Below are 25573 nucleotides of genomic sequence, written 5' to 3'. Positions count from 1 at the left end.
GCCCCGCCGCCGTTGGCCGCCGGCCCAACGGCTAGCCAGGGACGAGCGCTGGAACCACACCCGCTAATCAGCCTGATGTCTGTGAGTCATCGTGATGACTCACAGACATCACGCTCATCGAAGTGAGGCCCGCCAGGTCATGCGCTCGGCGTATCAGGGCGCGCGGATCGCGCCGCAAGCCGCCGACCTGCCGCAGCGGGATCGCGGGCATCTCACCCGTGGTCCACGATGCCGGGATGTCATCGACTCGCCTTGTCGCCCTGCTTGGTGCTGCCGCGCGGCAGCAACGACAGCTGCGCGACCTGAGCCAACGTCAGTTGGCCGCGTTGGCCGAGGTCGACCAGGCCGCGGTGGCCCGGTTCGAACGTGGTGAGCGAGCGCCGACCATCCCGGTGCTGGAACGGCTGTTTGCCGCGATGGACGTGCAGTTGGTCGTCGGAGTCGAGCCGTTGGACGCGCACCTCGACGCCCAGATCGACGGCTTGGCCGCCCGGCCGATCGCCGAACGGATCGACGGGTTGGGGCTGGATCGGCTGCTGGACCGGCTCACCGACTTCCCACAGGTGATCACCGGTTGCACAGCGGCGTTGCTACAGGGCGCGCCGGTGCCGGTCGACGCGCTGGAGATCGCCCTGCGTTGGCAGGACTCCAAACCGTTCACCCGCTGGCTGGAAACGAACTACGGGCAGCGGTGGAACGACCGCTGGGGTGAGTTCGGCGGGGTGTGGTTGGAGCCCGAGGAGCCGGGCGAACACCGGTGGTCGACCCGGTACGGGGAGATCAGGGCCACGATGTGCGACGAGCTGCCCGAGACGATCGAGGTGCGCCACGGCGAAAGGATCTATCAGGTGGTGCCACTCGTCGAGCTGGAACTCAGCGAGCCGCGCGCCGCCGGACTGTTACGCCGCTACCGCAACCGGCAGTTGGCCAGCGACAGCTGAGTCAACTGCCGGCCCGGCGGTGCAACGTCGACGAGCGGCTCAGCCGGCGGTGCGCTCCCAATCGATGGTGGGCAGGCCGGCGTCGGCGAGTGCCTTGTTGGCGGCGCTGAACGGGCGGCTGCCGAGGAAGCCGCGCGGGTTCATCGGGCTGGGGTGACCCGCCTCCAGCACCACGTGCTGCGGGTTGGTGACCAGCGCGGCCTTCTTGCGGGCGTAGCCGCCCCAGAGCAGGAAGACCACCCGGTCCGGTGCCGCGTCCAGTGCCCGGATCGTCGCGTCGGTGAACTCTTCCCAGCCGGCGTTGGCGTGCGAGCCCGGGGTGGCCTGTCGGACGGTCAGCACCGCGTTGAGCAGCAGAACCCCCTGTGCGGCCCACCCGTCGAGGTTGCCGCTGCGCGGCTTGGGGACGCCCACGTCCTCGCCCAGCTCCTTGAAGACGTTGCGCAACGACGGCGGCACCGTCACACCGTCGCGGACGCTGAAGCTCAACCCATGAGCCTGCCCGGCCCGGTGGTAGGGATCCTGCCCGAGGATGAGCACCCGGGTGCCCTGCGGCGGGCACAGCCGGTATGCCGAGAACAGATCCTCCTGCGGCGGAAAGACCGTCTGCGTCGCGTATTCCCGGGCGACGAACTCGCCGAGCGCGGCGGTGCGTGCCGGGTCGAGGTGCGGGGTGAGCACTGTGCGCCACTGCTCCGGCAGCAGGGCCAGCAGATCCAGGGCGGGGGCGTCGTCGGGCATCGGGAACCTCTCACAGCGCGGGTCGGTCCCCCGCACTCTAGGCATCGGGTACGACAGCCACCGACCTAGCCCAGGTCGGCGAGCCGCCGGGCCCAGTCACCGCCGATCGGGTCCAGCTCGACGATGCGGGTGTCGTCGTCGCGGCGGTCGATGCGAACCCGTAGGTGCGCGTCCACCAACTGCTCCACCAGGCCCTCGCCCCACTCCACCACTGTCACCGAGTCGTCCACCGAGGCGTCGAGGTCCAGGTCGTCGATCTCGGCGCGCGGGTCGGTGGCGTCACCCAACCGGTACGCGTCGGCGTGCACGAGCGCCACCCGGCCGCCCCGGGCCGGATCGGGGCGGTGCACCCGGGCGATCACGAAGGTCGGCGAGGTGATGTCCCCGAGGACACCGAGCCCGGCCCCGACGCCCTGGGTGAGCGCGGTCTTGCCGGCACCCAACGGGCCGGTCAACAGCACCAGGTCGCCGGCGCGCAGCAGCCCGGCCAGCCGCCGGCCGAAGTCCCGAGTGTCTTCGACGGTCGGCAGCTTGACGACGTGACTCACCGTTCCTCCACGCTCTGCAATGACTCCAGGAACCGCGCCAGGGCGGCGTTGACCTCGTCCGCGTGCTCCAACATCACCACGTGACCGCTGTCCTTGATCTTCACGAACTCGGCGTGCGGCAACCGGCGGACGATCTCCTCGGAGTGGGTCACCGGCGTGATCATGTCCTTGTCGCCGACCACCACGAGCACCGGAGTCGCCGCCAGCGCCGCCAGCGCCGGGAAGCGCGAGTGGGTGGCCAGGGTCCGCAGGTAGCGGGTCACCGTGTCGGCCGACGTCCGGGAGTTCATCGTCTCCACGTAGGACACCAGCGACGGGCTGGGCTTGCGGGTGCCGAAGCCGTACTTGCGGGTCAGTAACCAGGCCACGTTCGACGTCGACTTGCGGGCCTTGTCGATCACCGGCCCGCCGTACCGGGTGGCGTTGCTGACCATGTAGAGCATCGGACCGCCGACCCGGCCGAGCAGCGCGGGCGCGACCAGCTTGGTCTCCGCGATGAGCCCGCCCGACGTGGCCATCAGAACGGTGCCCACCACCCGGTCACCGAACAGCTCTCCGAACAACTCGGCGAACGCCATGATCGTCATGCCGCCCATCGAGTGGCCGACCAGCACCAGCGGCCCGTCCGGGGCGGTTCGGTCGATCACCTGACGCAGCGTTCGGCCGAGCACGGCGAGGTCGTACTCCCCGGTCTCCAGCCGGCCGGACCGGCCGTGACCGGGCTGGTCGTACGCCACGATCCGGTAGTCACCGCGGGCGGCGAGCATCTGGCGCTGGAAGTGGAACGTCCCCATGTCCAGGCAGAAACCGTGCACCAGCACCACAGTCGGGTGCCCCGGCACCGGCCGGGTGGGCTCGACCACCTCGACGTGGATGTCGGTGCCGTCCGGCAGCTCCAGGCGGAACGCCTCGTCGTACCGCTGCTTGTCGAACGTCTCGTGCGCGTAGCGGTCGGCCGGATCGGCCTTGAGCCGACGGACCAGGGTCCGCTCGGTCGCGACGCCAGCCGCCAGACCTGCCGCGGCCACCCCGACCGCCGCGCCGACGATCCCCGCTACCCGGCCCGCAGCCGTCCGCGGACGCGGAATGCGATAACTCATGACTTCTCGCCGTCGTAGACCCGGGGCACCCGCGTGCCGCCGAACCGCGTCACGATCTCGTAGTTGATCGTGCCGACCGCCTCGGCCCAGTCGTCCGCCGTCGGTTCGCCGTCGACGCCGCTGCCGAAGAGCGTCGCCACGTCGCCGTCGGCCACCGGGTCGTCCCCGCAGTCGAGCACGAACTGGTCCATGCAGACCCGGCCCGATATCGTCCGGCGTACGCCGCCGAGCTGGACCGGGCCGGTGTTGGACGCGTGTCGGGGAACCCCGTCGGCGTACCCGAGCGGCACCACGGCCAGGTTCGCGTCGGCCTGCGTGGTGTAGGCGTGCCCGTAGGAGATACCGGTGCCGGCGGGCACCCGCTTGGTGAGCATCACCCGGGCGCGGGCGGTCATCGCCGGCCGCAACCCGTACGTCTCGCCGGCCACCGGTGACAGGCCGTAGATGGCCAGGCCGGGCCGGACCAGGTCGAAGTGGGTGTCCGGGCGGGTGAGGGTGGCGGCCGAGTTGGCGAGGTGCCGCCAGCGCGGTCGCAGCCCGGCCCGCTCGACCATGGCCAGCGCTTCGTGGAAGACGGCCAGTTGGCGGTCGGTGGTGGGGTGGCCGGGCGAGTCCGCGTACACGAAGTGGCTCCACACGCCGACCACCTCGACCAGGCCGTCTGCCTGCGCCTTCGCCGCGGCGTCCAGCAGCTCGGGCCAGTCGGCGACTGTCGCACCGCCCCGGGACAGCCCCGTATCGATCTTGAGGTGCAGGCGGGCGGGACGCCCGGCGAGGCGACTCGCCTCGATCATCTCGTCCAGTCGCGTCAGGCTGGCCGCGCCCAGGTCCACCCCGGCACTGACCCCCTCGTGCAGCGGCAACCCGGGGGCGAGCAGCCAGGCCAGCACCGGCACTGTCACCCCGGCCCGCCGCAGGGTGAGGGCCTCGTCGAGGGTGCAGACACCGAGCCAGTCAGCGCCGGCGTCGAGCGCCGCGCGGGCGGCCGGAAGCATGCCGTGGCCGTACCCGTCGGCCTTGACCACTGCCATTAGCTCGGCGGTGGTGCCGGATCGGAGCCTGCTCACGTTCTCGCGGATGGCGTCAAGATCGACGCGTACCTCGGCCTGCCACATGCACCCAGCCTACTTTCCGCCGTGATCACCGCGGGCGGCGACGCACGTCCCGAGGCGGCGATCCGGTCAGCGCGCCCGGAACCGCCCCGTTCAGCCCAGCCGGGCCAGCACCGGACGCAGCGCGGTCGCCACGTCGGGCGCGGTCACCGGGCCACCCCGGGCCGCCTCCCGCCCGGCGAGCCCATGCAGGTACGCGGCCGAGGCGGCGGCCCGATCGGCGGGTACCCCGGCCGCCAGCAGCGAGCCGAGCAGCCCGGCCAACACGTCGCCGGTGCCGCCGGTGGCCAGCGCCGGGGTGCCGGTCGGGTTGACGTACGCCCGACCGTCCGGCGTGCCGATCACCGTGCGATCGCCCTTGAGCAGCACCACCGCGTTCATCCAGGCGGCCAGCCGCAGCGCGGCGCCGACCCGGTCGGCGCCCGGCTCCTCCCCGCAGAGACGGGTGAACTCGCGGTCGTGCGGGGTGACCACGATGGGCGCGTCCCGACCCCGCAGCCGGTCGGCGAGCGAGCCGTCCACCAGCAGGGTCAGAGCGTCGGCGTCGAGCACCACCGGCACCGGGGCGGCCAGTACGGCGCGCAGCTCGGCCGCCGCGTCGGTGCCGGTGCCCAACCCGGAGCCGCAGACCCAGGCCTGCACCCGGCCCGCGTCGGCGACCCGCCCGCTGGCGATCACCGAAGGGTGCTGGTGCAACACCTCGGCTCGGGCGCTGCCGGCGTAGCGGACCAGGCCGGTAGGCCCGGCCAGGGCGCCGCCCACGGAGAGCACCGCCGCACCGGGGTAGGTCGCCGAACCGGTCGACACCCCCACCACGCCCCGGGTGTACTTCTCCGACGCCGCGCCCAGCTGAGGCCACCAGTCGACCAGGTCGGACCATTCGGTGACCCGCAGCGCCGGGGTGCCGCGCAGCCACGGCCGCAGCCCGATGTCGACCAGCTCGACCTGCCCGGCCAGCGCGGCGGCCGGGCCGACCACCAGGGCGGGCTTCAGCGCGCCGAAGGCCACCGTCACGTCGGCGCGGACCGCTGTGGGCCGGCCGGACGCGGACAGCGGCACGTGGCCGGTGTCGACCGCGACCCCGCTGGGCACGTCGACCGCCAGCACCGTGGCCCGTCCCCCGTCGCGTCCGCGCAGCTCGCCGAGGCGCTGGACCACCTCGTCCGCGTTCGCCCGTAGCCCACCGGTGCCACCGATGCCGACGATGCCGTCGACGACCAGGTCGATCGGGCCGGTCGGGTTTCGGACCAGCCGACCGCCAGCGGCTCGCAGCGCGGCCAGGCCGGCGGCGTGCGCCCGCCCGGGGGTGAGCAGCAGGGCGGACACGTGGACACCTCGCCGGGCCAACCGCTCCCCCGCGTACAGCGCGTCGCCGCCGTTGTCACCGGAGCCGACCAGCAGCAGCACCCGGCCCCCGTAGACTCCGCCCCGCTCGGCGAGCAGGAGCGCGGCCCGGCGGGCCAGGCCGGCAGCGGCCCGCTGCATCAGCGTCCCCTCCGGCAGCGTGCCCATCAACCCCGCCTCGGCCGCCCGTACGTCGGCCACCCGCCACACCGCTCTCATGCCACCGTGTCCCATTCAGTTAGCGGGCGGACCTGACCGGCCCTCCCGGCCGACGTCATCGTTCCGCGACCACCATCGCCGACGCGATCCCGCCGTCGTGCGACAACGAGAGATGCCAGTGGTTGACCCCGCGCGCGTCGGCCACCGCCGCGACAGTGCCGGAGACTGCCAGCCAGGGGCGGCCGGCCGGGTCGGGCACGATCTCGCAGTCGTGCCAGTTGAGCCCGGCCGGGGCGCCGAGGGCCTTGGCCACCGCCTCCTTGGCGGCGAACCGGGCGGCGAGCGACTCGGGCGAGCGCGGGCTGCCGGAGCGGGTGTGCCGCTCGGCCTTGGTGAAGAGCCGGTCGGCGAGCAGCGGCGTCCGTGCCAGGGCCCGGGCGAACCGGTCGACCAGGACCACGTCGATGCCGACAGCGACGATCACCACACCACCCTACCGGCGGTCGAGGCCGCAGATTAGCCGTCGGGCTCACGCTGGGCAACGCCTGTGGACACCCCGGGGTACGCCTCGACGTCGGCTGTCCACAGGGCACCGCGCGGGCTCCGGCACGTGCCTAGCGTGAGCGCGTCGATGCCGATCGTCCACGGGGGTGTGGTCATGACCGACGAGCCGTTCGCCGTTCAGCCGGAGGAGTTGCGGGCGGTCGCCGGCCTGCTCGACGACGAGGCGCACCGGTTGGCGTTGGGCCTCGCGGGGTTGCCCGGCCTGGTGGTGGCGGCGCCCGAATGGCGAGCCGGCGCGGCACTGGCCGGGTTGGAGGCGGCCGTGCACGCCTGGTTCTGCCGGCTGGGTGACCGGGTCGCGGCGACCTCCGGCGGCGTCCGGGCGTCGGCCGACGCGTACGAGACGGTGGACGACCGGGCCGCCGGCCGGTTCGCCTCCCTACCTCGGTGAGCAGCGTCGGTTACCGACAGCTGTGGGCTGTCGATCCTGGTGCGTGGAGGGCCGCCGGGGTGGCGTGGGCGGGGTTGGCGAGGCCACTCGATCGGCGCCTCGGCGAGCTGCGGGCGGCCACCGGGCGGTTGCGGGACGGTTGGTCGGGGACGGCAGCCACGGCGGCGGACACTCGCCTCAACGGCCTGCGTGACGCGCTGGCCTCGGTCGCACCAGCGCTGATCGAGGTCGACCAGGTGCTGGCGGAGTTGTCCGGTGGGCTGGCGGTGGCGAAGGCGCGGCTCTCCCAGGCGGTCGCCCAGGCCGATGCGGCGGGCCTGCTGGTGGACCGCTCGGGTGCGGTGCGGGTCGATCCGGCCCGGTATCGACCTACCGAGCGGGCCGGGGTCGCCGCGGCTGGAGTGGCCGCGGCCCTGCGGGCCGCGCTCGACGGGGCAGCCGCTGCGGACCGGGTCGCCGCGGACCGGTTGGATGAGCTGGCCAGGGCCGCCGGCACCGGTTGGGCGTCCCCGCCCCCGCCGGGCCGACCGGCCCTCGGTGCCGCGCCCACGCTGGTCGGCGCCTGGTGGGCCGGGTTGACGCCGGCGCAGCGACGGTGGCTGATCGTTCGCGAGCCGGCCCTGGTGGGCCGGTTGGACGGGCTGCCGGTGGCCACCCGGGACCAGGCCAACCGGTTACGGCTCGACGCCTGGCGTACGGAGTTGCTGGTCGAGCGGCGACGGCTGCTGTCCCAGGTGCCGCCGGGGCCGCTCCAGTTGATCCGGTTGCGCGGGGTGGCCGGGCGGTTGGCCGGTCTGGACGCGCTGGTCGGCCGGCTGACGGCCGGCGAGGCGCCGCGGGCGTACCTGCTCGGGTTGGATCCGGCGGGTGAGGGCCGGGCGGTGGTGGCGCTCGGCGACCCGGACCACGCCGACCGGGTGCTGACCTACGTGCCGGGGATGACGGCCGGCCTGGACGACGCCTCCGGCGAGCTGGGCAGGGCGGCCCGAGTGCTGGAGCGGTGCGCCGCGCTCGCCCCGGATGAGCGCAGCGCGGCGGTGCTCTGGTTGGACTACGACGCTCCGGATCTGCTGACCGAGGCCGCCTCGGCGGGTCAGGCCCGGGACGCCGGCCCGGCGTTGCACCGCTTCCAGGAGGGGCTGCGTGTCAGCCACGACGGGCCGCCGGCCCGGCAGACGGTGCTCGGGCACAGCTACGGGTCGCTGGTGGTGGGTGTTGCCGCCCGGGAGCACGGCCTGGCCGCCGACGCGCTGGTCTTCGTCGGCTCCCCCGGTGTCGGCGCGTCGCACGCCACCGAGCTGGGTGTGCCGCCCGGCGAGGTCTGGGCGAGCAGCGCCCCCGACGACGTGATCCGGGCGGCCCGGTCACCCGACGAGCTGGGCCGGCGGGCTCTGTTCGGCGCGGCACCACTCGCCGCCGTGCTGGGCTGGCCCGGCCGGACGGGGCACGAGCTGTGGTTCGGTCACGACCCGGCCGATCCCGGCTTCGGCGGGCGGGTGCTCCCCAGCGGCCGCGGCGGGCACACCGGCTACTGGGAGGCGGGAAACCCGGCGCTGGACGGGATGGCCCGTGTCGTGCTGGGCCGGTGACGACGAAACCCCGGCCGCCGCGGGGCGCGGCGACCGGGGTTCCGGAGGTGCGGGGTGCCTACTCGACGGTGACCGACTTGGCCAGGTTGCGGGGCTGGTCCACGTCGTGTCCCCGGGCGGCGGCGATCTCGGCGGCGAGCACCTGCAACGGGACAGTGGTGACGAGCGGAGCCAGCAGGGTGGGCGTACGCGGCACGTAGATCAGGTGGTCGGCGTACCGGACGACCGCCTCGTCACCCTCCTCCGCGATCACGATGGTCCGCGCGCCCCGCGCCCGTACCTCCTGGATGTTGGAGACGACCTTGTCGTGCAGCATGCCCCGGCCCACCGGCGAGGGCACCACGCAGATGACCGGGGTGCCCTTGTCGATCAGGGCGATCGGGCCGTGCTTCAGCTCACCGGCGGCGAAGCCCTCGGCGTGCATGTACGCCAATTCCTTGAGCTTCAGCGCGCCCTCCAGGGCCACCGGGTAGCCGACGTGCCGGCCGATGAACAGCACCGTCGGCTCGGACTTCAGCTCCCGGGCCAGTTCGCGGACGGGCTCGATCCGGTCGAGCAGCTCACGCAGCTTGCCGGGGATCTCCTGCAGCTGCGCGACCACCGCGCCCACCTCGTCGGCGAACTTGATGCCGCGCACCTGGGCCAGGTGCAGGCCGATGAGATAGCAGGCGACGACCTGGGTGAGGAACGCCTTGGTGGAGGCGACGGCGATCTCCGGCCCACCGTGGGTGTAGAGGACAGCGTCGGACTCGCGGGGGATGGTCGAGCCGTTGGTGTTGCAGATCGCCAGCACCCGGGCCTTCTGCTCCTTGGCGTGGCGCAGCGCCATCAGGGTGTCCATGGTCTCGCCGGACTGCGAGATGACCACGATGAGCGTGGACCGGTCGAGCACCGGGTCGCGGTAGCGGAACTCGCTGGCCAGCTCCACCTCGCACGGGATCCGGGTCCAGTGCTCGATGGCGTACTTGGCGACCATGCCGGCGTGGTACGCGGTGCCGCAGGCCACGATGAAGATCTTGTCGACGTCGCGCAGATCCTGGTCGCTGAGGCGGACCTCGTCGAGGGCGATCTCACCGCTCTCGGTGAGCCGGCCCAGCAGCGTGTCGGCGATGGCCTGCGGCTGCTCCTCGATCTCCTTGAGCATGAACCAGTCGTAGCCGCCCTTCTCCGCGGCCGAGGAGTCCCAGTCGATGTGGAAGTCCTGGCCGGCGGCGGGCTGGCCCTCGAAGTCGGTGATCTCGATGCTGTCACCGGTGATCAGCACGATCTGGTCCTGGCCCAGCTCGACCGCTTCCCGGGTGTGCTCGATGAACGCGGCCACGTCGCTGGCCAGGTAGTTTTCCCCGTCGCCCCGGCCGACCACCAGCGGCGAGTTGCGCCGGGCGCCGACGACCGCACCGGGCACGGAGGCGTCCACGGCGAGCAGTGTGAACGCGCCCTCCAGTCGCTGGCAGACCACGCGCATGCCGGCGGCGAGCAGTTGCGGGCTGTCCGGCTGGCCGGCGGCGCGCAGGTCGGCCAGCGCGGCGGCGAGCAGGTGCGCGGCGCACTCGGTGTCGGTGTCGCTGGTGAACTGGACGCCGTCGGCCTCCAGCTCGGCGCGGAGCTTGGCGAAGTTCTCGATGATGCCGTTGTGGATCACCGCGACCCGCCCGTCGGGGGCGACGTGTGGGTGGGCGTTGCGGTCGGTCGGGCCGCCGTGGGTGGCCCACCGGGTGTGCCCGATGCCGGTGGTGCCGTCACCGATGCCGATCGGGCTGGCCGCGCAGGAGGTCGGGTCGTCGGCGGCCCGCTCGGACAGCACCTTCTCCAGGTTGGCCAGCTTGCCGGCCTTCTTCTCGGTCAGCAGCTGATCGTCACAGACGATCGCGACGCCTGCCGAGTCGTAGCCACGGTATTCCAGCCGTCGCAGCCCGTCGAGGACGATGCCGAGTGCGGGGCGCGCGCCCGCGTATCCCACGATTCCACACATGGCCCGCAGCCTAACCCAGTTTCACTCACGTTGGTTGCTCGAAAGTCGGGTTATCAATCACGGAATCTGAGCGATCAGTGCCTACGCGGCCGCAACGGGACGAGCGTCACAGACCCCTCGCGCCCCCGCTCCGCAGGGCGGGGTTGCGACACGCCTGCGGGTGCGGAAGTCTCTCGGCGGGTTTGGCGCTCCCGTCCACGGCCCGTTCGTCCCATACCCACTCCCGCCCGGAGCAGCCATGTCCGACGCGCCGCCGCCCGACCCGACCCCCTCGTCCGCTCCGGACCCGGCTTCCCAGGCACTTCCGCCGGACCCGACGGCGCCGCCGTCCACGGCTTCGTCTCCGGCCCCCGACCCGCTGGCGCCGGGGCAGCCGTGGGCCCCGCAGGCCCCCTGGGAGCCACCCCCGCCGGCCGCGCCGTGGACGCCGTCGCCGCCCGCTACCCAGTGGACGCCACAACCGTCCGCGACGCCGTGGTCGCCCGACCCGCAGACACCCCCGTGGTCGCCCGACCCCGCAGGCCCGCCGTCGGCCGGATCGCCACCGTCGGCGGGGTGGCCGATGCCCGACGGGCAGCCGCACATCGCTGGCTGGCCGCCGCCCGGCACCGGCTATCCGCCGCCCGGCTATCCGCCCCCCGGCACCGGCTGGCCGCCGCCCGGTTATCCGCCGCCCTACGCCTACCCCGGGCATCCGCAGGGCCCCAGCAAGACGACCACGAGCAGCGGGCGGATCGTCGGGATCGTCGTCGCGGCCGTCGTGGCACTCGTCCTACTGGTGTGTGGCTGCCTCTGCGTGGCTGGCCTGTGGCTCGACCAGACAGACCCGGACCCGGTCGCCGAGGAGCCGTGGGTCGTCCCCGACGACGACGGCTGGACGGAGCCCACCACCGGGCCGATCATTCCGGAGCGACCCACCGCCCCGCAGCCGCCCACCACGTCCCCCACCCCCAGCAAGAAGCCGGTCACCCGACCGACCTCAGGACCGGCACCCGTGACGGTGGTCTACCAGCTCAGCGGGTCGGGTGTCGTCGACCTGGCGTACTTCGACGCCGAGAGCGATCTCATCCACGTCGACGGCCAGAAACTGCCCTGGAGCACCACCATCCGTACCAACGGCAAGACCAGGGTGATGGTGGAGGCCAGATGGGCCGACGACGAGGGTGAGAGACCACTCGACTGCACCGTCACGGTCACCGGTGCCGGCAAGCCGGTCGTCAAGAAGATCCGCGGGTACTGGGCGACCAGTTGCACCCCCGAGTGAGGCTGGGGTCCGAGCCGGGTATGGCCGTAGGCTGGCGCAGGTGACGACGAGCACCGATGTCGACCCGCTGGTGGCCCGGATGCGGCCGTTCGGCACGACGATCTTCGCCGAGATGTCCGCCCTCGCCGTACGCACCGGCGCGGTCAACCTCGGCCAGGGGTTTCCCGACACCGACGGCCCGCCGGAGATGCTGGCCGCCGCCGCCGAGGCGCTGCGCAACGGGCAGAACCAGTACCCGCCCGGCCCGGGGATCCCCGCCCTGCGCGCGGCCGTAGCGGCGCATCAGCGGCGGTTCTACGACCTGGCGTACGACCCGGACAGCGAGATCGTGATCACGGCGGGCGCGACCGAGGCGGTCGCGGCGAGCATCCTCGCGCTCTGCGAACCGGGCGACGAGGTGGTGTGCTTCGAGCCGTACTACGACTCGTACGCCGCCTCGATCGCGTTGGCCGGCGCGGTCCGCCGACCGGTGACGTTGCGCCCCTCGGCCGACGGCCGGTACGCCTTCGACCCGGCGGCGCTGCGTGCGGCGTTCGGCCCGCGTACCCGGCTGGTGCTGCTGAACTCGCCGCACAACCCGACCGGCAAGGTCTTCACCTCGGCCGAGTTGGCGCAGGTCGCCGAGTTGTGTCAGGAGTTCGGCGCGTACGCGGTCACCGACGAGGTGTACGAGCACCTGGTCTTCACCGACGCGTCGAGCCCGCACGTGCCGCTGGCCAGCCTGCCCGGGATGCGGGAGCGAACGCTGCGCATCTCGTCGGCCGGCAAGACGTTCTCCTGCACGGGGTGGAAGGTCGGCTGGGCGAGCGGCCCGGCGGCGCTGGTCTCGGCGCTGCTCCGGGTGAAGCAGTTCCTCACCTATGTCAACGCCGCGCCGCTGCAACCGGCGGTGGCAGTGGCGCTGGCCCTGCCGGACGCCTACTACACCGGCTTCCGCGATGGTCTCCAGCAGCGGCGGGACCAGCTCGTCGGTGGTCTGACCGACGCCGGTTTCGAGGTGCTCGACTCGGAGGGGACGTACTTCGTCACCGCCGACATCAGCGCCCTCGGCGGCCGGGACGGGGTGGAGTTCTGCCGCTCGTTGCCGGAGCGCTGCGGTGTGGTGGCGGTGCCCACCCAGGTCTTCTACGACGACGTCGACGCGGGTCGGCGGCTGGTCAGGTTCGCCTTCTGCAAGCGCCCGGAGGTGCTGACCGAGGCGGTCAGCCGGCTGCACGCCCTGACTCGCTGATCAGACGGGGCCGGCCAGGGCTGTGGAGCTGATGCCGTAGACGGTTCAGCTCCACAGCGTCCGTCCGGGCTAGGCGACCGGGCTCGCGGTGCGGACCAGCTCGGCGATCCGCTCGGCGACCTCACGGGCGGTCGCCTCGGTGGCCGCTTCGACCATCACCCGGACCAGCGGTTCGGTGCCCGACGGGCGCAGCAGCACCCGGCCGGTCTCCCCCAGCTCCGCCTCGGCCCGCTCGACCTCGGCGCGGACTGCGGGTGCGGCGGCGCCGACGGTCCGGTCGCCGACCGGCACGTTGATCAGCACCTGGGGCAGCTTGGTGACCACCGAGGCCAACTCGGCGAGAGACTGGCCGGTGGCCGCCATCCGAGCCATCAGGTGCAGACCGGTCAGCACCCCGTCGCCGGTGGTGGCGTGCGCGGGCATCACGATGTGGCCGCTCTGCTCACCGCCGAGCGCCAGCCCGGAGGCGCGCAGCTCCTCCAGCACGTACCGGTCACCGACCTTGGTCTCGATCAGGCGGATGCCCTGCGCGGACATCGCGAGCCGCAGCCCGAGGTTGCTCATCACGGTGGCCACCAGGGTGTCCTGGGTGAGCGTGCCGGCGTCCCGCATGGCCAGCGCGAGGATCGCCATGACCTGGTCGCCGTCCACCTCGTCGCCGTCGGCGGTGACCGCCAGGCAGCGGTCGGCGTCGCCGTCGTGGGCAATGCCCAGGTGAGCGCCGTGCTCGACCACGGCGGCGCGCAGCGCGTCGATGTGGTTGGAGCCACAGTCGTCGTTGATGTTCAGCCCGTCGGGCTCCGCGTGGATGGCGATGACCTCCGCGCCGGCCTCCCGGTAGGCGACGGGGGCGACCTCGGCGGCTGCGCCGTTGGCGCAGTCGACCACGACCTTGATCCCCTCGAGCCGGTGCGGAACGGTGCCCACCAGGTGCTGGACGTAGTGGTCGGCACCGTCGAGCAGGTCGTGCACCCGGCCGACGCCGGCACCGGTCGGCCGGTCCCAGGCGGTGGTGGCGTTCGTCTCGACGGCCGCCTCGATCTGCATCTCGATCTCGTCGGGCAACTTGTGCCCTCCGGCGGCGAAGAGCTTGATGCCGTTGTCCGGCATCGGGTTGTGCGACGCGGAAAGCATCACACCCAGGTCGGCCTTGGCCTCGGCGGTGAGGAACGCCACCGCCGGGGTGGGCAGCACGCCGACCCGCACCACGTTGGCACCGGCGCTGGTCAGCCCGGCGACCACGGCGGCCTCAAGCATCTCGCCGCTGGCGCGGGTGTCGCGACCGACGACGGCGAGCGGCGGATGGCTGCGGTCCGTCTCGGCGAGTGTGTGCGCGGCGGCCACCGCGAGCGCCAGCGCCAATTCCGGGGTGAGATCCGCGTTCGCCCGCCCGCGTACGCCGTCCGTGCCGAACAACCGACCCATACCCGCCAACCTCCGAAAGTGCACTGCCAGTGAGGAGAAAGCGGAACGGCCGACCCACCTCCCCCCGACGAGGGGGAGGCGGACCGGCCGTCCGTCAGAAGTACAACGCGCTGGGAAAGATCAGCGCTTCGAGTACTGGGGAGCCTTACGGGCCTTCTTGAGGCCGTACTTCTTGCTCTCCTTGACCCGGGCGTCACGGGTGAGGAAGCCGGCCTTCTTGAGGGCCGGGCGGTCGTCCGGCTCGTTGATGATCAACGCGCGGGCGATGCCCAGCCGGAGCGCACCGGCCTGGCCGGTGGTGCCGCCGCCGCGCAGGTTGGCGATCACGTCGAACTGCTCGAGCTTCTCGGCGGTGACCAGCGGGTCCTTGATGAGCTGCTGGTGCACCTTGCTCGGGAAGTAGGCCTCGAGGTCCTGGCCGTTGCAAGTGATCTTGCCGGTGCCCGGGACGATGCGGACCCGGACGATGGCCTCCTTGCGGCGGCCCACGGTCTGGATCGGCCGGTCACCACGAGGCGCGCGGGCGACGGGCGCCGGCGCCTCGGTGGCCTCGGGGGCTTCCGGGGCGACCTCGGTCTCGATGATGTCGGTCATGCTGCTTCCTTCGCCCGCGCTCACTGCGCGATCTGCTTGATCTCGAACGGCACCGGCTGCTGCGCGAGGTGCGGGTGCTCGGCACCGGCGTAGACCTTCAGCTTCTTGATCAGCTGACGGCCGAGCTTGTTGTGCGGGAGCATCCCCTTCACAGCCAGCTCGATGGCCCGCTCGGGACGCTTGGTCAGCAGCTCGTCGTAGCCGATCTGCTTCAGACCACCCGGGTAACCGGAGTGGCGGTAAGCGACCTTGGTCTGGCGCTTGTTGCCGGTCAACGCAACCTTGCCCGCGTTCACGATGACGACAAAGTCGCCCGTGTCGACGTGCGGCGCGAAAGTCGGCTTGTGCTTACCACGCAGCAACGTGGCGGCGTGGGTGGCCAGGCGGCCCAGCACGACATCAGAGGCGTCGATGACGTGCCACTGACGCTCGATCTCACCCGGCTTCGGGCTGTACGTACGCACAGGTCTACCTTGTCTCGTCGTCGGTCTGGGGTCGCGCGCCGAGGTGACCAGATCTAGCAGGCCGGACCAGCGCGCACGAACGACCAAGCGTACCTGAAGGGGCACGCCTCTGGATGTCGTACAACAGCAGGCAACGATACCCGGCGCCCGGTCCGCAGGTCAAAACGGGGGTGCGGTCCCGCGCGGCGACGCGCCGAGGGTGTCTCAGCTCACACGTTGGTGAGTCGACCGGCCCTCGGACGGCGGTAGACCACCCAGGTGACCGCGAAGCACAACGCGTACCAGCCGATGAAGGCCAGGTAGGCGGCGTCGGCATTGCCCGAGCTGAGGAACGACTGGCGGAACGCGATGTTGACCAGCACCCCGCCGAAGGCGCCGATCGCACCCGCGATGCCGATCAACGCGCCGGTCATCCGCCGCGCCCACCGCGCGGCGGCCTCCGGATCACGCTGCCCCGTGGCCACCGCGTCCGCCGACCGGGCCCGGAAGATCGCCGGAATCATCTTGTACGTGGAGCCGTTGCCGACGCCGGAGAAGACGAAGAGGGCGAGGAACCCCGCGAGGTAGAGCCCGAACGAACGCTCCCGGGCCGCGTACAGCACTGTGCTCGCGCCGGCCGCCATCGCCACGAAGTTCCAGAAGGTCACCCGTGCCCCGCCCAACCGGTCGGCGAGGTGCCCACCCAGCGGCCGGATCAGCGAGCCGACCAGCGGGCCCAGGAACGTCAGCCAGGCGGCGTCGACCGGGGTCGGGAACCGCTCGGCGAACTGGAGCTGGAGCACCTGCCCGAAGGCGAAACCGAAGCCGATGAACGAGCCGAAGGTGCCGATGTAGAGCAGCGACATCACCCACGTGTGCGGGTCGCGGGCCGCCTCCCGCAACGCGCCCGGCTCGTTGCGCGCCCCGGGCACGGTGTCCAACCAGCGGGCCGCCGCCAGCGCGGCCAGCACGATCAGCGGCAGGTAGACCGCCGGCACCAACCGGGGGTACGCGGCACCAGCGGTGGCGAGGACGGCCAGGCCGACGAGCTGCACGGCGGGTACGCCCAGGTTGCCGCCACCGGCGTTGAGCCCGAGCGCCCGTCCCTTGAGCCGCTGTGGGTAGAACAGGTTGATGTTCGCCATCGAGGAGGCGAAGTTGCCACCGCCGACCCCGGTGAGGCAGGCGAGCACCATCAGGGTGGTGTAGGACACGCCGGGTTCCAGCAGCACCGTCATCGGGACCGCGGGCACCAGCAACAGCAGTGCGCTGATGATCGTCCAGCGTCGTCCGCCGAAGCGGGCCACCGCCAGCGTGTACGGCAGTCGCAGCACCGCGCCCAGGGCGGCCGGCACGGCGGTGAGCAGGAATTTCCCGGCCGGATCGATGCCGTACGCGGGGCCGAGGAAGAGCACGGTGACCGACCAGAGACTCCACACCGAGAAGCCGACGTGCTCCGCGAAGATGGAGACCCAGAGGTTGCGTCGGGCGATCGGCGCGCCGGTGGCCTGCCAGAAGTCCGGGTCCTCGGGGCGCCAGTCGTGCAGCGGCTGCCGACGACCGGTGACGGCGGGCGGCTCGGCGGTGACTACGGTGCTGGTGAGCGTGCTCACGGCGGCTCCTCCTCGTCGGTGTGACGAGCAGAAACGCTAGGAACGGCCGGTTACCTGGCAGTGCCCGTCGCGGGTCGGGCCGGAAACGGGGATCGCACCACGGGCCGGCGGCGATGGTGAGCACGCCACCGGGGGCGGCGTGCGCAGGGCTGCCCTTCCGATCAGAGCTGTTGGAGGATGCGCAGCGCCCGACCGACCCGGAGCATGGTGTCGGTGTCGGCGACGTCCACGCACGCGGTGAACCACTTCTTCATGGGCGAGGAGATCCGGTCGGGCATCACCACGTACCGGCCCATCGACACGGCGAGCGGCGAGTCCCGCAGGAGTGATTCCTCGACCACCTCGACCACGATCACGATGGGCACGTCGGTGGAGTTGTAGACGTCCGAGCTGATCACGAGGCCGAGGCGTTCCCGGGCACCTTCGATGCGCCAGATCTCACCCCTACGCAGCACGCGGCCGTCCGCCGGAGAACAGGTCGTTGACCATGCCCACCTCGCGGGCGTCGGCGAGCGCGGCAGACTCCAGATCCAGGCTGGCGCGGCCCACGGCGGCGGCGTGCGCGGTGAAGACCTCGCGCAGCGCCTTCTCCCGGGCGGCCTGGTCCATCCATGCGGAGAGCGACAGCCCTTCGCGCTTGGCGAACCGCCGCGCCTCCTCGATGGTCTCGTCCGTGAACGAGAGAGTCACCTTGGCAGTCATGCCGAGCAGATTACCCAGAGGTATGACCGACAGTCATCCCCGCGCTTACCGGCTCGTCCCCGGGCGGCGAAACGCACATTCCGCCGGGCTCACCCGGCCCGGCCGCCGAACACCGCGAAGCGCCACTCCTTGAAGTAGCAGTCGACGTCGACCAGGCCCGCCTCGGCGAGCCACCGACACTGGTCGGCCACTGTCGCCGGGCGGTCGTGGCGCATCCGCTCCCGGGAAGCAGCGATCTCGTCGGGGGACGCACCCAGCTCGGTGATCCGTTGCATCCACACCTCGTCGTAGCGCCGGTCCAGTTCCGGCGTCGGGCCGGCCACCTGCTCGGCGTTGACGAACACCCCACCCGGTGCCAACGCGGCGGCGGCCCGCCGGTAGAGCACGCGCTTGCCGGCGTCGTCCAGGTGGTGGATCGCCAGCGCGCTGACCACCGCGTCGTACCGGCCCGGCGGCAGTTCGTCGGCCAGATCGGCGTGGACCGTTCGGTGTGGCACGGACCGCGCGTCCAACTGGTCGGTGGCGCGGGCGAGCATCGCCGGCGCTCCGTCCACCAGGGTCAGCCGGACTCCGGGCACCGCCGCGGCGAGCAGCAACGAGAGCAGGCCGGTGCCCGCGCCCAGGTCCAGAACCTGCGGGGTACGCCCGGCGGCGAGCGCGGCCCGCAACGGCGGCGCGGCCACCTGGACGGCGGTGCCGTAGAAGCTGTCGAAGCACGGCACCAGCCGCCTGCGCGCCTCGTCGTACGTGCCGGCCACGGCGTCGAAGACGTCCGTCACGCTCATTGCGGTCTCCCATCATGCGAGACAATTTTCCCACATTATAAGCGCCGCCGCGTCAACGACCCTGACCCCGAAGGCGCGAAAGGCCCCCGGCGCGAACCGGGGGCCTGTGCGTCATGGTGGTCAGGCCAGGTCGTGTGCCCTCGCCATACCGACGAACGCCCGCCAGGCCGCAGGCCCGAAGACCAACGCCGGCCCTGCCGAATCCTTCGAGTCCCGCACGCCAACGATGCCAGGCAGATTGTCCGCAACCTCGACGCAGTCGCCGCCATTGCCGCTGCTGCGGGTGCTCTTACGCCACTGCGCGCCGGTCAGTTCCATGTCTTCGCCATCTCCGTAAGTAGATCGACGGATTGCCAATGGGAAAGCGCCTCGCCGCGCACGTTTTCCCACGCGGCCACCATCGCCGCTATGTCCTCGACACCGGTAACGACTTGCCCCTGAAGCTGATTGTCGAGGTAGCCGGCAATTCGATGCTCGGGCCCCACCGCGATCACGAAGGGACCGTTCAAGCCAGCGTACGCGCCGACGCTTGAGGGGACGATGTGCACGCGGACGTGCGGGGCCCCACATGTGGCGATCAGGGCCCTCACCTGCTCACGCATGGTGGATCGTCCGCCGACTGGCCGCCGCAGCACGGCTTCGTCGACAACGGCGGTGAAGTGTGGCGGGTCTTCACGGATCAGGATGCTTTGCCGGGCCAGTCGTGAGGCTAGGTGCCGCTCGACGTCGCTGCGGGCAATGACATCGGCTCCAGCGAGGACTGCGCGGGCGTATGCCTCGGTCTGGAGCAGACCGGGGAGGACGGTCGACTGAAACGACCGCAGCGAGGTCGCCTCGCGCTCGATCTCTTGCCATGGTCGGAACCAAATTGGCTCGCGGCGTCTTGAAATGTCCGGCCAGATGTCCCCTATGGGCCGTCGGAGCACACTCGCCGCCGCCTCCCGGTGACGGGGGTGGGGAATGTGGTCGTGGTTCAGCCAGCGCGCGACCGTCTTGCGATCGACCCCGACCAGCCCTGCCAGGGACTCGATCGAGTGCCCCGTCTCAGCTAGCGCGGCGCGTAGCGCATCGTTCACGACTTCTCCCCATCGGATGCGCGGAATGTCTTGCAACCATATCGCTACGGGCTGTTCTTGTCCCATTACTGGTCGCAAGGTGGGATCAGTCGGCGCGCCGGTAGGTACCACGAAGCCCGCTGGATCCGTTCGTACCGGGGCCACCCTTGACCTGGCCAGATCTTGGACAGTTTCCGTTATCGCGTAACGGAAACTGTCCAAGATCTCGACGGATGAGCACCACGGGGCGGCCTCTTCCCACAGTGACGACCAAGGGGAGAGCATCGTGCCGGATGAGCCGCCGGATCGGAGACCCACGCCGAGGCCCACACGGCGGAAGCCCCACGCGGGCGAGGTCCTGCACCTGACCCGTGCCGCGAGCGTGCAGTTCCTGCGTCCGATCTTCGTTCGCGTGATTCGCGTTCTCGACTGGCCGACGTACGACGGGTGGCTGTGGATCGACGGTTACGAGCTGGCCGCGAATGGTGACGCGGTCGCGCGCCGGTCGCTGTTCGTGATGTCCGCGGGCCTGATCTGGCCGGGCTCGCCCGCCCCGCCGGCCCGTCGCCCGACCACCCGCACGCCCGTCAGGCGCGGTCCGGTGAGGGTCGGATGAACCGCCGACCCCGCCCGCACCAGCCGATGCGCCCGGCGTGGCTCTGCCGTAACTGCGCGGCGCCCTGGCCGTGTGCGCCGGCTCAGCTTCACCTCGCGACCGAGTTCTACGGCCACTCGATCGCCCTGGCGCTCTACCTGGCAGCGAACATGCACGACGCGTTCGACGACCTGTACTCCCTGGGCGTTCGCCCTGACCCGCGGGCACTCCACGCCCGGTTCCTCGGCTGGCTGTCCCTGACCCGCCGACCACACCGCTTCGACGTGCGCTGACCGCCCCCGCCAGGTGAGGTGCGCTGTCGCTGTCGAGCTGATGTCGCAAACGAATCAACCGCCGATGTCGTAGACGATTCAGCTCTACAGGCTGCGACCCGCACTGGTCGAGCGTCCGTCCGAGGCGACCGCTCGCCCACCCGTCAGGCGCGCTGCCCCTGTGCGGTGTGAGCCCCACTTGACAGGACCGAAACAGAAGGGACCCGGACCGGAAACCGCCCGGCGGCACGCTTTCCCGACATGACAGACGGTGCACGGTCGGCGACTCCACCGGGGCTGACACCCCGGGAAGTGGCGACGCACTGCCCGTACTGCGCACTGCAGTGCGGGATGACACTGCGCGCTGACGACACCGGTGTGACGGTCCACCCGCGCCAGTTCCCCACCAACCGGGGCGGGCTCTGCCAGAAGGGGTGGACCGCCGCCGAACTACTCGATCACCCGGATCGGCTGACCACTCCGCTGGTGCGCGACGCGGCCACCGGCGAACTGCACCCGGCGAGCTGGGACACCGCACTGGACCGGGTGGTCGCCGGCATCCGCGCCGTTCAGGACGACGCCGGCCGGGACGCGGTCGCCGTCTTCGGCGGTGGTGGCCTGACCAACGAGAAGGCGTACGCGTTGGGGAAGTTCGCCCGGATCGGGCTGCGCACCAGGCACATCGACTACAACGGACGGTTCTGCATGTCCTCGGCGGCGGCCGCCGGGATGCGGGCCTTCGGCATCGACCGCGGGCTGCCGTTCCCCCTCGCCGACCTGGGTCGGGCCGACACCCTGCTGCTGGTCGGAGCGAACCCGGCGGAGACCATGCCGCCGCTGGTGCGCTGGCTCACCGAGCAGCGCCGCAACGGCGGGAAACTGATCGTCGTCGACCCCCGGGTCACCGCCACCGCCCGCCAGGCAGACCTGCATCTGCAACCGCTGCCCGGCACCGACCTCGCGGTGGCCAACGCGCTGCTGCACATCGCTCTCACCGAAGGTTGGGTCGACCGGGCCTACGTGGCCGACCGCACCACCGGATTCGACGCGGTCCGCCGAGGCGTCGCCGCCTGGTGGCCGGCCCGCGCGGAACAGCTCTCCGGGGTGCCGGTGGCCGACCTGGAGGCGACCGCCCGAGCGCTGGGCACCGGCGGTCGCGTGATCATCCTGACTGCGCGCGGCGCCGAGCAGCACGCCAAGGGGGTGGACACCGTCACCGCGTACGTCAATCTCGCTCTCGCCCTCGGGCTGCCCGGCCGCGACGGTTCGGGGTACGGCTGCCTCACCGGCCAGGGCAACGGCCAGGGCGGGCGGGAGCACGGGCAGAAGGCCGACCAGCTCCCCGGCTACCGGCGGATCGACGACCCGGCGGCCCGCGAGCACGTGGCCGGGGTCTGGGGCGTGCGGGCCGACGAACTGCCCGGCCCGGGAGTGCCCGCCTACAAACTGCTCGACTCGCTCGGCACCTCTGGTGGCCCGCGTGCGTTGCTGGTGTTCGGGTCGAACCCGGTGGTCTCGGCACCCCGGGCGGCCCGCATCGAGGGTCGGCTGCGCGACCTCGACCTGCTTGTCGTCGCGGACCTTCTGCTCTCCGAGACGGCTGCGCTGGCGGACGTGGTGCTGCCCACCGCGCAGTGGGCCGAGGAGGACGGCACCATGACCAACCTGGAAGGTCGGGTGCTACGTCGGCGCGCGCTACGGCCTCCCCCGCCGGGCGTCCGCACCGACCTCGCCATCATCTCCGACCTGGCGGTGCGGCTGGCAGCCGCCGAGGCGCGACCGGAAGCCGTGGCGGCGGCTCGGTTCCCGGCCGACCCGGCTGTCGTCTTCGCCGAGCTGCGCCGCGCATCCGCCGGCGGGGCCGCCGACTACGCCGGCATCAGTTGGGACCGGATCGACGCCGACGACGGGGTCTACTGGCCGTGTGCGACCGAGGACGGGCCGGACACGCCCCGACTCTTCGCCAACAGGTTCGCCACCCCGGACGGCCGGGCCCGCTTCCACCCCGTCGACCATCGGCCGGCCGCCGAGGAGGTCTGCGCCACGTACCCGCTGCACTTCACCACCGGCCGGGTGCTGGCGCAGTATCAGTCGGGCACCCAGACCCGGCGGGTTGCGGCGCTCCGCCGCGCCGCCCCGGAGGCGTTCGTCGAACTGCACCCCGACCTGGCCACCCGGCTGGGCATCGACGACGGCGACCCGGTGCGGGTCACCTCACGACGGGGTGAGTTCCGCGCGCCGGCCCGGCTCAGCGCCGGGATCCGACCCGACACCGTGTTCGCCCCGTTCCACTACGCGGGGGCGGGACGCGCCAACTCGGTGACGAACGACGCGGTGGACCCGATCTCCGGGATGCCCGAGTTCAAGATCTGCGCGGTCCGGGTGGAGAAGGCATGACCGCGCGGGTGGTCATCGTCGGCAACGGGATGGCGGGCGCACGCCTCGCCGGTGAGCTGCACGCCCGGGAGGGAGACCGGAAGGTCACAGTGCTCGGGGCCGAGCCGCATCGCGCGTACAACCGGATCCTGCTCTCCACCCTGCTGGCCGGCCGGATCGACGAGCCGGACGTGGAGCTGACCGAAGCCGCCGGGCACGGCGTCGACCTGCGCAGCGGCGTACCGGTGACCGCCGTCGACAGGTCCGCCCGGGAGGTCCGCACCGACGACGGCGAACGCATCGGATACGACCACCTGGTGCTCGCCACCGGCGCCCGTGCGGTGGTGCCGCCACTACCCGGCCTCGACCCGGCGAACCTGCCGGAGCGGGTGGTGCCCTTCCGGACCCTGGACGACTGCCGGCGGATACTCGCCGCGGCGGACGGTGCCCGCAGCGCGCTGGTGCTCGGCGGCGGGTTGCTCGGCCTGGAAGCCGCCCGAGGGCTGGCCACCCGAGGGCTGGCCACCACTGTCGTGCACCCGAGAGAACACCTGATGGAACGGCAACTGGACCCTACCGCCGGGGCGGTGCTCGCGGGCACGCTCGCCGGTTTCGGCGTCACCGTCCAACTGGGGGTTTTGGCGACCGGCGTGGTCGCGGACGCCAGCGGCGTCCGCCTCGACCTGGCCGACGGCCGGACGCTCCGCGCCGACCTGCTGGTGCTCTCCTGTGGCGTGCGCCCGGACACCACACTCGCGCAGGCCGCCGGCCTGACCGTGCGGCGCGGCGTGGTGGTGGACGACCGGCTGCGCACCAGCGACCGGTCCATCTCGGCGATCGGCGACTGCGCCGAGCACGACGGCGTGCTCACCGGGCTGGTCGCGCCCGCCTGGGCCCAGGCCCAGGTGCTCGCGGACGTGCTGAGCGGCACGGACCCACTGGCCCGGTACCGGCCCCGGCCGGTGGTGACCCGGCTGAAGGCGGCCGGGATCGACCTGGCCTCGATGGGTGACGCGGCCAGTGGCGGACCGGGCGAGGAGTTGACGTTCGCCGACCCGACCCGGGGCACCTACGCCCGGTTGCGGATCCGGGACGAGCGGCTGATCGGCGCGATCCTGCTCGGCGACAACCCGGCGGTCGGCACGGTGATCCAACTCTTCGACCGCGCCCAGCCGGTGCCGAGTGACCGCCGGGCGCTGCTGCTCGGCCGGGCGCTCGGCACGGTCGGCGCGACGCCGGCCGCCTCACCGGCGCTGATGCCGGACGCGGCCACGGTCTGTCAGTGCAACACGGTGAGCAAGGGCGCACTGGTCAGAAGCTGGCGCTCCGGCGCCCGGACCGTCGATGCGGTGGTGGCCGCGACCCGGGCCGGCACCGGGTGCGGCGGATGCCGGGACGCGGTGAGCGGCATCGTCGACTGGCTGAGCCAGGCGGAATCGGTGGAGGTGACGCGATGAGCGGCGGCGAACTGATCGTCATCGGCAACGGCATGGTCGGGCAGCGTTTCGTGGACGCGCTGCGCGCCCGTGACCCACAGGGCGACTGGCGGGTGACGGTGCTGGCCGAGGAGGGGCGCCCGGCGTACGACCGGGTGCGGCTCTCGGCGTACTTCGACGGGGTCAGTGAGAGCGAGCTCAACCTGCACACCCCACACGACGGGGTGCGGCTGCGCCTCGGCGAGCCGGCCACCGCCGTCGACCGGGACCGCCAGGTGGTGACCACCGCCGTCGGCGAATACCGCTACGACGCGCTGGTGCTCGCCACCGGGTCGTACGCGTTCGTGCCGCCGGTGGCCGGCACGGAGCTGCCCGGGGTCTTCGTCTACCGGACCCTGGACGACCTGGCGGCGATCCGGGCGTACGCGCGGGGTCGACGGGTCGGCGCGGTCATCGGTGGTGGGCTGCTCGGCCTGGAGGCCGCCAATGCCCTGCGGCTGCTCGGCCTGAGCACCGACGTGGTCGAGTTCGCGCCCCGGCTGATGCCGGTGCAGGTGGACCAGGCCGGCGGCGCGATGCTCCGCCGCTACGTCGACGAACTGGGCGTACGGACCCATCTCGGGGTGGCGACCACAGCGATCCGGCCCGGCCCGGACGGCGGCGTCGCGGCCCTGGAACTGTCCGACGGCACCGACCTCGACGCCGAGCTGGTGGTGGTGGCCGCCGGCATCCGGCCCCGGGACCAGTTGGCCCGGGACGCCGGTCTGCCGCTGGGCCCGCGCGGCGGGGTGCTTGTCGACGAGACCTGTCGTACCGCCGACGAGCGGATCTGGGCCGTCGGAGAGTGCGCGGCGGTCGACGGCACCTGCCACGGTCTGGTCGCGCCGGGGTATGCGACGGCCGAGGTGGTGGCCGATCGGCTGGTCGGCGGCGCGGCGACCTTCCCCGGCGCGGACACCGCCACCAAACTCAAACTGCTCGGGGTCGACGTGGCCTCGTTCGGCGACGCCCACGGCGCGACCGAGGGCTGCCTGGACGTCACGTTCACCGACCCGGCCACCCGGGTCTACGCGAAGCTCGTCCTCTCCGACGACGCGCACACACTGCTCGGCGGGGTGCTGGTGGGTGACGCCAGCGCGTACCCGACGCTGCGGGCCAGCGTGGGCGGCCCGCTGCCGGCCGCGCCGTTGGCGCTGCTCGCCCCGGACGGCGGCGGCGGGGGCGCCCGGGCGCGGGCCCGCCCCCCCCCCGGCAGCTCCGGCCACCCGGGGTGCCGGGGGGGGCGGGGGGGCCCCCCCCGCGGCCGGGGGGGGGGGGTGGC

At 72.4% G+C, this 25573-nt stretch carries 26 protein-coding genes; 10 read left to right on the top strand and 16 right to left on the bottom strand.

The annotated features are described in order from the left end of the window. The first annotated feature begins 236 nt into the window (after positions 1-236). Positions 237-941, top strand: a complete 705-nt coding sequence (locus AB0B48_RS11060; protein ID WP_357199118.1) for a helix-turn-helix transcriptional regulator — start codon at positions 237-239, stop codon at positions 939-941. A gap of 39 nt (positions 942-980) precedes the next feature. On the opposite strand, the gene ung is transcribed toward AB0B48_RS11060, so the two are convergent. The 6 genes from ung to AB0B48_RS11030 form a co-directional block, all read right to left on the bottom strand. Next, complete coding sequence (gene ung, locus AB0B48_RS11055; protein ID WP_357199115.1) at positions 981-1682, bottom strand: uracil-DNA glycosylase; 702 nt, start codon at positions 1680-1682, stop codon at positions 981-983. Between the two features lie 65 nt (positions 1683-1747). Continuing rightward, positions 1748-2230: a tRNA (adenosine(37)-N6)-threonylcarbamoyltransferase complex ATPase subunit type 1 TsaE gene (gene tsaE / locus AB0B48_RS11050; protein WP_238687793.1), complete on the bottom strand. Its 483-nt coding sequence runs from the start codon at positions 2228-2230 to the stop codon at positions 1748-1750. Next, positions 2227-3330 carry an alpha/beta hydrolase gene (locus AB0B48_RS11045; RefSeq protein ID WP_357199113.1) on the bottom strand — a complete coding sequence of 368 codons (1104 nt, stop codon included), beginning with the start codon at positions 3328-3330 and terminating at the stop codon, positions 2227-2229. The genes tsaE and AB0B48_RS11045 overlap by 4 nt, the downstream gene beginning before the upstream one ends. After that, positions 3327-4445 (bottom strand): alanine racemase, encoded by a 1119-nt coding sequence (gene alr / locus AB0B48_RS11040; protein ID WP_357199110.1) that lies wholly within the window; start codon positions 4443-4445, stop codon positions 3327-3329. The genes AB0B48_RS11045 and alr overlap by 4 nt, the downstream gene beginning before the upstream one ends. 90 nt (positions 4446-4535) lie before the next feature. After that, positions 4536-6005 (bottom strand): NAD(P)H-hydrate dehydratase, encoded by a 1470-nt coding sequence (locus tag AB0B48_RS11035; RefSeq protein ID WP_357199107.1) that lies wholly within the window; start codon positions 6003-6005, stop codon positions 4536-4538. A 55-nt stretch (positions 6006-6060) separates the two neighbouring features. Further along, on the bottom strand, positions 6061-6429 hold the full coding sequence (locus tag AB0B48_RS11030) for a holo-ACP synthase (RefSeq protein ID WP_357199104.1): 369 nt from the start codon (positions 6427-6429) through the stop codon (positions 6061-6063). A 174-nt stretch (positions 6430-6603) separates the two neighbouring features. Here AB0B48_RS11030 and AB0B48_RS11025 point away from each other — a divergent pair, with 174 nt between their 5' ends. Then, positions 6604-6900: a hypothetical protein gene (locus tag AB0B48_RS11025; protein ID WP_357199102.1), complete on the top strand. Its 297-nt coding sequence runs from the start codon at positions 6604-6606 to the stop codon at positions 6898-6900. Further along, positions 6897-8489, top strand: a complete 1593-nt coding sequence (locus tag AB0B48_RS11020; protein WP_357199099.1) for an alpha/beta hydrolase — start codon at positions 6897-6899, stop codon at positions 8487-8489. Before AB0B48_RS11025 ends, AB0B48_RS11020 begins: the two co-directional genes overlap by 4 nt. A 58-nt stretch (positions 8490-8547) precedes the next feature. On the opposite strand, the gene glmS is transcribed toward AB0B48_RS11020, so the two are convergent. Then, the gene (gene glmS / locus AB0B48_RS11015; RefSeq protein ID WP_355009648.1) at positions 8548-10461 is read right to left on the bottom strand and encodes a glutamine--fructose-6-phosphate transaminase (isomerizing); all 1914 of its coding nucleotides are present in this window, start codon (positions 10459-10461) and stop codon (positions 8548-8550) included. A gap of 562 nt (positions 10462-11023) precedes the next feature. On the opposite strand from glmS, the gene AB0B48_RS11010 reads away from it, so the two are divergent. Together AB0B48_RS11010 and AB0B48_RS11005 are read left to right on the top strand one after the other, a co-directional pair. Continuing rightward, positions 11024-11725 (top strand): MmpS family transport accessory protein, encoded by a 702-nt coding sequence (locus AB0B48_RS11010; RefSeq protein WP_357199096.1) that lies wholly within the window; start codon positions 11024-11026, stop codon positions 11723-11725. Positions 11726-11765: 40 nt separating this feature from the next. Next, on the top strand, positions 11766-12956 hold the full coding sequence (locus AB0B48_RS11005) for a pyridoxal phosphate-dependent aminotransferase (RefSeq protein WP_357199093.1): 1191 nt from the start codon (positions 11766-11768) through the stop codon (positions 12954-12956). Positions 12957-13025: 69 nt separating this feature from the next. On the opposite strand, the gene glmM is transcribed toward AB0B48_RS11005, so the two are convergent. The 9 genes from glmM to AB0B48_RS10960 all read right to left on the bottom strand — a co-directional run bounded on the left by glmM (position 13026) and on the right by AB0B48_RS10960 (position 19594). Then, entirely contained in the window at positions 13026-14381 is a 1356-nt protein-coding gene (gene glmM, locus AB0B48_RS11000) for a phosphoglucosamine mutase (protein WP_357199090.1), read from the bottom strand. Between the two features lie 120 nt (positions 14382-14501). Beyond that, positions 14502-14975: a 30S ribosomal protein S9 gene (rpsI, locus tag AB0B48_RS10995; RefSeq protein ID WP_112626216.1), complete on the bottom strand. Its 474-nt coding sequence runs from the start codon at positions 14973-14975 to the stop codon at positions 14502-14504. Between the two features lie 20 nt (positions 14976-14995). Next, positions 14996-15439, bottom strand: a complete 444-nt coding sequence (gene rplM / locus AB0B48_RS10990) for a 50S ribosomal protein L13 (RefSeq protein ID WP_053653864.1) — start codon at positions 15437-15439, stop codon at positions 14996-14998. Between the two features lie 209 nt (positions 15440-15648). Continuing rightward, positions 15649-17031 carry a nitrate/nitrite transporter gene (locus AB0B48_RS10985; RefSeq protein ID WP_357199086.1) on the bottom strand — a complete coding sequence of 461 codons (1383 nt, stop codon included), beginning with the start codon at positions 17029-17031 and terminating at the stop codon, positions 15649-15651. 161 nt (positions 17032-17192) lie between these two features. Beyond that, positions 17193-17486: a hypothetical protein gene (locus AB0B48_RS10980; RefSeq protein WP_091402325.1), complete on the bottom strand. Its 294-nt coding sequence runs from the start codon at positions 17484-17486 to the stop codon at positions 17193-17195. Beyond that, on the bottom strand, positions 17476-17733 hold the full coding sequence (locus AB0B48_RS10975; protein ID WP_091403518.1) for a DUF6364 family protein: 258 nt from the start codon (positions 17731-17733) through the stop codon (positions 17476-17478). The genes AB0B48_RS10980 and AB0B48_RS10975 overlap by 11 nt, the downstream gene beginning before the upstream one ends. Before the next feature lie 89 nt (positions 17734-17822). Beyond that, a complete protein-coding gene (locus AB0B48_RS10970) occupies positions 17823-18518 on the bottom strand; it encodes a methyltransferase domain-containing protein (protein WP_357199084.1) in 696 nt (231 codons plus the stop codon). 120 nt (positions 18519-18638) lie between these two features. After that, the gene (locus AB0B48_RS10965) at positions 18639-18836 is read right to left on the bottom strand and encodes a DUF397 domain-containing protein (protein WP_357199081.1); all 198 of its coding nucleotides are present in this window, start codon (positions 18834-18836) and stop codon (positions 18639-18641) included. Beyond that, positions 18827-19594 (bottom strand): helix-turn-helix transcriptional regulator, encoded by a 768-nt coding sequence (locus tag AB0B48_RS10960; protein ID WP_357199079.1) that lies wholly within the window; start codon positions 19592-19594, stop codon positions 18827-18829. The genes AB0B48_RS10965 and AB0B48_RS10960 overlap by 10 nt, the downstream gene beginning before the upstream one ends. A 337-nt stretch (positions 19595-19931) precedes the next feature. Here AB0B48_RS10960 and AB0B48_RS10955 point away from each other — a divergent pair, with 337 nt between their 5' ends. The 5 genes from AB0B48_RS10955 to AB0B48_RS10935 form a co-directional block, all read left to right on the top strand. Further along, positions 19932-20189 (top strand): hypothetical protein, encoded by a 258-nt coding sequence (locus AB0B48_RS10955; RefSeq protein ID WP_357199121.1) that lies wholly within the window; start codon positions 19932-19934, stop codon positions 20187-20189. Then, complete coding sequence (locus tag AB0B48_RS10950) at positions 20186-20461, top strand: hypothetical protein (RefSeq protein ID WP_357199076.1); 276 nt, start codon at positions 20186-20188, stop codon at positions 20459-20461. Before AB0B48_RS10955 ends, AB0B48_RS10950 begins: the two co-directional genes overlap by 4 nt. Before the next feature lie 240 nt (positions 20462-20701). Continuing rightward, positions 20702-22837 (top strand): molybdopterin oxidoreductase family protein, encoded by a 2136-nt coding sequence (locus tag AB0B48_RS10945; RefSeq protein ID WP_357199073.1) that lies wholly within the window; start codon positions 20702-20704, stop codon positions 22835-22837. Further along, on the top strand, positions 22834-24273 hold the full coding sequence (locus AB0B48_RS10940; RefSeq protein WP_357199070.1) for an FAD-dependent oxidoreductase: 1440 nt from the start codon (positions 22834-22836) through the stop codon (positions 24271-24273). Before AB0B48_RS10945 ends, AB0B48_RS10940 begins: the two co-directional genes overlap by 4 nt. Next, on the top strand, positions 24270-25573 hold a 1304-nt coding region (locus AB0B48_RS10935), incomplete at its 3' end, for an FAD-dependent oxidoreductase (protein WP_357199067.1). The genes AB0B48_RS10940 and AB0B48_RS10935, both read left to right, overlap by 4 nt.

This window comes from Micromonospora sp. NPDC049089 (genome assembly GCF_040648775.1).
In the GTDB taxonomy this organism is placed as follows: domain Bacteria; phylum Actinomycetota; class Actinomycetes; order Mycobacteriales; family Micromonosporaceae; genus Micromonospora.
This window is presented reverse-complemented; position numbering and strand designations above follow the sequence as displayed.

Excerpts from the sequence above, each read along its gene's own strand:
- AB0B48_RS11060 (WP_357199118.1), top strand. The coding sequence starts at position 237 with ATGTCATCGACTCGCCTTGTCGCCCTGCTTGGTGCTGCCGCGCGGCAG.
- ung (WP_357199115.1), bottom strand. The coding sequence starts at position 1,682 with ATGCCCGACGACGCCCCCGCCCTGGATCTGCTGGCCCTGCTGCCGGAG.
- AB0B48_RS11045 (WP_357199113.1), bottom strand. The coding sequence starts at position 3,330 with ATGAGTTATCGCATTCCGCGTCCGCGGACGGCTGCGGGCCGGGTAGCG.
- alr (WP_357199110.1), bottom strand. The coding sequence starts at position 4,445 with ATGTGGCAGGCCGAGGTACGCGTCGATCTTGACGCCATCCGCGAGAAC.
- AB0B48_RS11035 (WP_357199107.1), bottom strand. The coding sequence starts at position 6,005 with ATGAGAGCGGTGTGGCGGGTGGCCGACGTACGGGCGGCCGAGGCGGGG.
- AB0B48_RS11025 (WP_357199102.1), top strand. The coding sequence starts at position 6,604 with ATGACCGACGAGCCGTTCGCCGTTCAGCCGGAGGAGTTGCGGGCGGTC.
- glmS (WP_355009648.1), bottom strand. The coding sequence starts at position 10,461 with ATGTGTGGAATCGTGGGATACGCGGGCGCGCGCCCCGCACTCGGCATC.
- AB0B48_RS11010 (WP_357199096.1), top strand. The coding sequence starts at position 11,024 with ATGCCCGACGGGCAGCCGCACATCGCTGGCTGGCCGCCGCCCGGCACC.
- glmM (WP_357199090.1), bottom strand. The coding sequence starts at position 14,381 with ATGGGTCGGTTGTTCGGCACGGACGGCGTACGCGGGCGGGCGAACGCG.
- rpsI (WP_112626216.1), bottom strand. The coding sequence starts at position 14,975 with ATGACCGACATCATCGAGACCGAGGTCGCCCCGGAAGCCCCCGAGGCC.
- AB0B48_RS10975 (WP_091403518.1), bottom strand. The coding sequence starts at position 17,733 with ATGACTGCCAAGGTGACTCTCTCGTTCACGGACGAGACCATCGAGGAG.
- AB0B48_RS10970 (WP_357199084.1), bottom strand. The coding sequence starts at position 18,518 with ATGAGCGTGACGGACGTCTTCGACGCCGTGGCCGGCACGTACGACGAG.
- AB0B48_RS10965 (WP_357199081.1), bottom strand. The coding sequence starts at position 18,836 with ATGGAACTGACCGGCGCGCAGTGGCGTAAGAGCACCCGCAGCAGCGGC.
- AB0B48_RS10950 (WP_357199076.1), top strand. The coding sequence starts at position 20,186 with ATGAACCGCCGACCCCGCCCGCACCAGCCGATGCGCCCGGCGTGGCTC.
- AB0B48_RS10945 (WP_357199073.1), top strand. The coding sequence starts at position 20,702 with ATGACAGACGGTGCACGGTCGGCGACTCCACCGGGGCTGACACCCCGG.
- AB0B48_RS10940 (WP_357199070.1), top strand. The coding sequence starts at position 22,834 with ATGACCGCGCGGGTGGTCATCGTCGGCAACGGGATGGCGGGCGCACGC.